We start from the raw sequence: 6,762 nt of genomic DNA, 5'->3' as shown, positions 1-6,762 counted from the left end.
GTTCTTGAAAAAATGAAAGAACTTAATGTAAACATAGGTGGAGAACAATCAGGTCATATAATACTATCAGATTTTGGAACTACAGGAGATGGAGTATTGACATCTGTTAAACTAGTAGAGGCTATAAGAGATTCAGGAAAATCACTAGATGAATTAGTAGGAGAGATAGTAGATTGGCCACAACTATTAATAAATGTTAGAGTAGATAATAGTAAAAAGAATCTATGGAATAAAAACGAAGTAATAGTTAAATTTATAGAGGAAAAAGAGTTAGAGATGGCAGGTTTAGGAAGAGTATTAGTAAGAACATCTGGAACAGAACCAATAGTAAGAGTAATGGTTGAAGGAAAAGAGATGGCAACAGTGGACAGAGTAGCAAAAGAGATTGCTGAAGTTGTTGAAAAAGAGTTAATTTAGAAGAAATAACCGTTTTGTATTTAAAATAAGTATTTCTGTAAATTAAATATCTAATTTTAAGTATTTAAAGATGTGATTACTATTTTATATACAAAAGTCCATAAAAATGACTCTTTAATTTTAGATTTAAGACGTTCGTTTGAAATTGATCTAATTAGTAGTCGTATAGTTAAAAAATGATATATAAGGGTGTAAAAAGCCAATTAAGAGTATGTTTGTGAAATGTATTACAAATATGCTCTTTTTTTATTGTAAAAATTTATTTATAAAATATATTTAGCTATTTAAATATTAAATATCCATTGATTTCTTAAACTTTATAAGGTATATATTTGATTATATACAAACGTTTAGTTAAAAAGTTTAAAAAGAGGTGTTTAAGTGAATTTAGATAGTATTTATGATTTAAAAATAGAGGATATATCTTTAGGATATGTTTATAACTTAAAAAAGCAGAATTTTACTTGTATCTTTTGTGGTGAAACCTTTGATGAAGGGATAGTTTATGAGGATAATCATAATTTTATAACAGCAAAAAGGGCAATAGAACAGCATATAGAAAGAGAGCACAATGGAGTGCTAAAAACTTTGCTATCTTTAGAAAAAGATATAACTGGTTTAACAGAGATTCAAAGTAAAGTGATAACAGGACTTATGGAAAAAAAAGAGAGTAAAAAGTTGGCTGAAGAGATGGGAATATCTCCATCTACAGTGAGAACACATAAGTTTTATTTACAAAAGTTAAAAAGACAATCAAAAATATTTTTAACAATAATGAATTTATTAGAGCTTCAAGAGGAGGAAGTTGAATCTAAAGAGTTATTAAAAAATGAAAAACTAAATGAGGAGCTTTTAAAAAGTAGTTGTGAAACTAACTCTTTACATCCATTTTTTACACAATATAATTTGAAGTAACTGAGGAGGATCAATGGATTTGTTTTATGAGAAAAAGCAAGAGGCACTAAAAATAGAGTTAAAAGAGATAGAGTATTTGAAATATACATTAAATACACTTCTTTATTGGGATAAACTTATATATATGCCAAAAGGAGCTATTGGTTATAGATCTGAAATTATTCAATTTTTAAGTAAGGATATATATAATAGGTTTTCATCACCAAAATTTTTAAAACTTCAAGAGTATTTTGAAAAATCACCTAAGAAAAATGAAGTAATAGAAGCTACTTTAAAGAAAATAAAGAACAACTCTAACTTTGTTCAAAAAATACCTTTAAAAGAGTATGAAGATTATATGAACCTTATAACTCTATCTGAAGATATTTGGAAAAAAGCAAAAGTTGAAAATAGTTTTGATGAGTTTTCTCTATGTTTAGAAAAGATTGTAGCACATTTTAAAAATTTTACTAAGTATTGGGGATATAAAAAAACACCATACGATGCACTTCTTAGATACTATGATATTGATATAAACTGCGATGAGTTAGATATATTAATAGAAGATTTGAAAAAATTTATAATTCCATTGGTAAAAGAGATAGAAAAAAATAGCAGAGATAGTATAGCTAAAGATTTTAGTGGAGAGTATGATTTTAATAAACAGATGGAGCTTTCAAAATATATTTTAAGTATTACAGGTTTTGATTTTACTTATGGAAGGGTAGATTTAGGAGAGCACCCAACAACTTTAGCAGCTTCTCCAAAGGATGTAAGAGTGGTAACATCTTTTGATAAAAATGATTTGAAAGTTGGAATATATAACACCTTTCATGAAGCTGGAAAAGGGCTTTATGAGCAAGGTATAAGTGAGAATCTTTTGGGGACTCTTTTAGCAGAGGTAAGTTCTCAAGTTTTAGAGGAATCTCAAGCTAGATTTTATGAGAATATAGTTGGAAGAGATAAAAATATATCATCACTTATTTTAAAAAAAATAAAAGAACTATTTCCACAGTTAAAGGATAAAGAGGATATAGATTTTTATAGATTAGTTAATGAGGTTAAACCATCTCCAATTAGAATAGAAGCAGATGAGCTAACATATATTTTACATATAATTATAAGGTATGAGATAGAAAAAGATTTGTTAGAAGGAAGATTGGATGTAAAAGATTTACCAGAGCTTTGGAATAAAAAATATAAAGAGTATTTAGGAGTTGTACCAAAATCTTTTTCAGAAGGGGTGCTTCAAGACATACATTGGGCGAGTGGATATTTTGGATTTTTTCCAGTATATCTAATAGCTGAACTATACTCACATCAATTGAAAAAAACTTTAGAGAAAGAGTGTAATATTTCAAGTGAAAATATAGATGTAGAGAACTTAAAAAAAATAAATATCTGGTTACGAGACAATATATATTGTCATGGTGCTCTTTATAGTTCAAAGGAGATATTAAAGAGATTAACTGGAGAAAATCTAAGTTCAAAGTATTACATTGAGTATTTAAAAAGTAAGTATTATAAACTATACAATATAAAATAAATCAAGGGGGAGTGTATGTTAAACAAGTTGTTTTTAAAATTGAATTTTGGAGAAAAATTAAGAAAAAATCTATTTGTAATTTTACTAGTATCTTTTGGTGGTGCAATAATCTATGGTCTTCCATATTTTAGATATGACTACTATGATGCATATTTAGAAGCATACAATTTGAATAATACACAGATGGGAGTTTTTGGAAGTATATTCGGAATTTTTGGAATGGTTTCATATCTTTTTGGTGGTTATGTTGCAGATAGAATCTCAGTTAGAAAACTTCTTGTTTACTCACTTTTAGGAACTGGACTTGGGGGATTTGTACATCTATTACCACTATCATTTTATTCTTTAGTTGCTCTTTACGCATTTTGGGGATTCTCATCACTATTTGCATTTTGGCCAGCTTGTGTAAAGGCAGTGAGAATGCTTTCAGATTCTGATGGTCAGGGAAAAGCTTTTGGAATTTTTGAAGGGGGAAGAGGAGTTGCAGCAGCACTGGCTGCATCAGTGGCAGTTATACTTTTTAAGGTTGGAGTAAAAACTTTAGGAGTATATGTTGGTATGAGATATATAATAGTTTTTTATTCAGTTTTAACAATAGCATCAGGGGTTCTTGTTCACTTTAATATGAAGGATGAAATAATTAATAGTGGAGAAAAAATATCAATAGCAGATATAAAAAATGTTATTAAACTACCGGCAGTTTGGATTATAGCTATTGTAACATTTTGTAACTATGTATTTACATTATCACTTTATTATTTTGTTCCATATGCTACATCACTTCTTGGTATGACAGTTACTTCAGCAGCAATTTTAGCAGCAGTAAAAAGATATATCTCACCTGTTTCTAATGTTGGAGGGGGAGTTTTAGGAGATAAGATGGGAACAAGTAATTTACTATTCTTCTCTTTTATAGCAATGGCAGTAGGAGTTGCAGGAATTATGTTTTTACCACTAAATGGATCAATGCTTGTGATTGGAGCATTTGTGTTTCTATATATTTTAAACTATCTATTTTATCAAGTAAACTTTAGTTTATCTTGGGCTATGATGGAGGAGGGAGCAATACCTGATAAATACTCTGGAACAGCAGTTGGACTTATATCAACAATTGGGTACCTACCAGATATTTTTATATCATTAATGGCTGGAAAAATTTTAGATAGTTATCCAGGAGTTAATGGATATAGATATTTCTTTATGATTTTAATTGGAGTACTTTTAGTAGGAGCAGTTTTTGTAAAGGTTTGGAAAGCTCATTTAAATAAAAATAAAATTGAAGAACCTCAATTTGCAAAGGTGAACTCTTATGAATAGTGAAATTTTTAAATGTTTAGATGAAAATAGATTAAAAACACTTGAGGATAAAAAGAAGTATATATTAGAACTTTTAGAGTATGAGGATGAAGCTATTTTAAAAGCTAAAGGGATTAATCTGAATGAAACATCGAATGAGATTCTTTTTACAACTGTATTTAAAAGTATAGGAAAAAATGGAAGAGTTGTATTTGAAACTTTATGTGAAAATGGGTTCTTTGATAAAATTAATGAAAGTAAGAAGATACCAGAGATTTTAGTATTTGATGGAAAACTACAACCTATTTTTAGTTATAGTGAGTTTTTATTAGAAAAAATTTATGTGGAAACATCTTTAGATACAGATGGAGATGGAAAAAGAGATCTAATTGAAGTTTTTATAAGAAGACCTAAAGAGACTTTAAAAGGAATGAAAGTTCCAGCAATATACGTAGCAAATCCATATATGATGAGTTGTAACGAAGAGGTTTATAATAATATGCACAGTGTGGATAAAAATTTAAAAAAGTTTTGTGAAAAGAAAATACGGTATGAAGATATAAAAGTTAAAGAGTGTAAAAGTAAGTACTATTGTGAAAGTGAAAGAGTTAGTAAGGGAGAGGCAAAAACTTCATTGGCTCAAGATGAAAATTTAGATTGTATAACTGAGTGGTATAAGTATTTTAATAGTCGTGGAATAGCAAGTGTTTTCTCAGCTGGCCTTGGAACAAAGGGATCAGAGGGAATAAATTGTACAGGTTCAAAAGAGGAGAAGGAGTGGACTATTGCAGTTATAGAGTGGTTAAATGGTAAAAGAAAGGCTTATACTAATTTAATAGATAATATTGAGGTAAAGGCTGAGTGGTGTTCTGGGAAAGTAGCTATGTGTGGTAAATCATATTTAGGAACTTTAAGTATAGCAGCAGCTACAACAGGAGTTGAAGGATTAAAAACAATTATACCAGAAGCAGCTATATCTAATTGGTATAACTATTATAGAGTTAATGGAGTTATTGGAGCTCCACTGGAGTGGCAAGGGGACGATGCTGATCTTTTAACAAATTATTGTAGAAGTAGAGAATATAGTGATGATAATATTGAGTTGAAAAAAAGATATAAGAAGTCGATCTCTCAAATGATAGAGGGTGAGGCTAGAGAAAATGGAAATTACAATAGTTTTTGGGATGAAAGAAACTATTTGAAGGATATCAAAAATATAAAAGCATCGGTTTTTATAGTTCATGGGTTAAATGATTGGAATGTAAAAACTACTCACTGTAAACTATTGTGGGATAAACTAAAAAAATACAATATTCCATCTAAAATTATTTTACATCAAGGAGATCATATCTATATACAGAATTTAAAAGGTTTTGATTTTAATGATATTATGAATAGATGGTTAAGTTATTGGTTATATGATATACAAAATGATGTTATGAAAACAGTTCCAGATGTGATGGTTCAAAGTAATTTAGATAGTTTAGTATGGGAAAAATCACAAAATTGGCCATCAAAAGAGTATAAAGATAAAGTGTTTGCTGTAGATGGAGAAAGATTAGTAGATAACTTAAAGATAAAGAGTTTAGAGAAAAATGATAAAAGGATAGGGAAGTTTACAGATGATATAGATACTAGTGGGTTTATTAGGGAAATAAAGAATTATGGAGAGTGGAGAGATAGATTAGTTTTAGGAGAGAGAGAAAAGCATAGAGTTATTTATAAAAGTGAGGTTTTAGAAGAGGATAGAACGATTTCTGGGTGTGTGAAGATAGAGTTTAGTGCTAGTTCTAATAAAGATAGAGGGATATTGAGTGCTATGTTAGTGGAGATAGGAGAGAGAAGGCGACTTAGCGTGAAGCAAGTTATTACTGGAGAGGGAAAGATTAGTTTAGGGAGAAACGCAGGGACTATGGATGAGGTAGACTTTGTGCTTGAAGAGAGTCCATCTAAGTATAGAGTGATTACAAGGGGGCATATAAATATACAGAATAGGAAAAGTAGTTACTATAAAAGTAGAGTTGTTCCTAAGAGTTTTCATAGATATAGTTTTGAGATGGTGCCCACTCAATATACGTTAAAGAAAGGGAGTAGGTTAGGTCTTGTAATTTATGGAAGCGATGTGGAGATTACACAAAGACCATTTCATAAGACAGTTTACTTTTTGGATGAGGGTAGTGTGAAGTTACATTTGAAGATAAAGTAGTTAAAAGTTGTAGAGAGATCTACAACTTTTTTTGTGGTATTTAATAGAAATATTCTTACTCTTTAAAAAAAATAGATATCCAACTTTCAAAGTAATTAGCGTTAAACTCAGCTAAAATGATAATTTTATTATCTTCATAAAAACTTGTTTTATTCTTATTAAGACTATTAATAAATTTACTATAAGGTGAGTCATCATTTGCTTTCAAATTATCAGAATTTAAAACTTTAAAAAAATTAGAAACTAAATAAGCGTGGGAAAAATTAGTATTGTCAATTTCTTTAAAAAGAGTATTTTTAAACAGATTAAAATCGCTAATTTTTATTTTTATATTACTTATAAGTTTATATTTTTTAGAATAAGTTTTAAGTTTTGTATTATATTTAGTTTGAACATAGTTGTA

General features: G+C 28.8%; 4 protein-coding genes and 2 pseudogenes. 5 read left to right on the top strand and 1 reads right to left on the bottom strand.

Annotation, left to right across the window (positions count from 1 at the left end; translation table 11 throughout):
• The 5 genes and pseudogenes from HMPREF0202_RS14935 to HMPREF0202_RS04895 all read left to right on the top strand — a co-directional run.
• Window positions 1-417 (top strand): annotated as a pseudogene (locus HMPREF0202_RS14935) (phosphoglucosamine mutase); the annotation flags it as partial.
• A gap of 381 nt (window positions 418-798) precedes the next feature.
• Window positions 799-1,332, top strand: a complete 534-nt coding sequence (locus HMPREF0202_RS04910) for a helix-turn-helix transcriptional regulator (RefSeq protein WP_023052143.1) — start codon at window positions 799-801, stop codon at window positions 1,330-1,332.
• Between the two features lie 13 nt (window positions 1,333-1,345).
• Entirely contained in the window at window positions 1,346-2,857 is a 1,512-nt protein-coding gene (locus HMPREF0202_RS04905; protein WP_023052142.1) for a carboxypeptidase M32, read from the top strand.
• Between the two features lie 15 nt (window positions 2,858-2,872).
• Entirely contained in the window at window positions 2,873-4,174 is a 1,302-nt protein-coding gene (locus HMPREF0202_RS04900) for an MFS transporter (RefSeq protein ID WP_023052141.1), read from the top strand.
• Window positions 4,167-6,359 (top strand): Xaa-Pro dipeptidyl-peptidase, encoded by a 2,193-nt coding sequence (locus HMPREF0202_RS04895; protein WP_023052140.1) that lies wholly within the window; start codon window positions 4,167-4,169, stop codon window positions 6,357-6,359. Before HMPREF0202_RS04900 ends, HMPREF0202_RS04895 begins: the two co-directional genes overlap by 8 nt.
• 55 nt (window positions 6,360-6,414) lie before the next feature.
• On the opposite strand, the pseudogene HMPREF0202_RS15240 reads toward HMPREF0202_RS04895, so the two are convergent.
• A pseudogene (locus HMPREF0202_RS15240) lies at window positions 6,415-6,762 on the bottom strand (hypothetical protein); the annotation flags it as partial.

It is taken from the genome of Cetobacterium somerae ATCC BAA-474 (genome assembly GCF_000479045.1).
GTDB lineage: Bacteria > Fusobacteriota > Fusobacteriia > Fusobacteriales > Fusobacteriaceae > Cetobacterium_A > Cetobacterium_A somerae.
The sequence above is the reverse complement of the archived record's forward strand: the minus strand, read 5'-3'. Positions and strand labels throughout refer to the sequence as shown.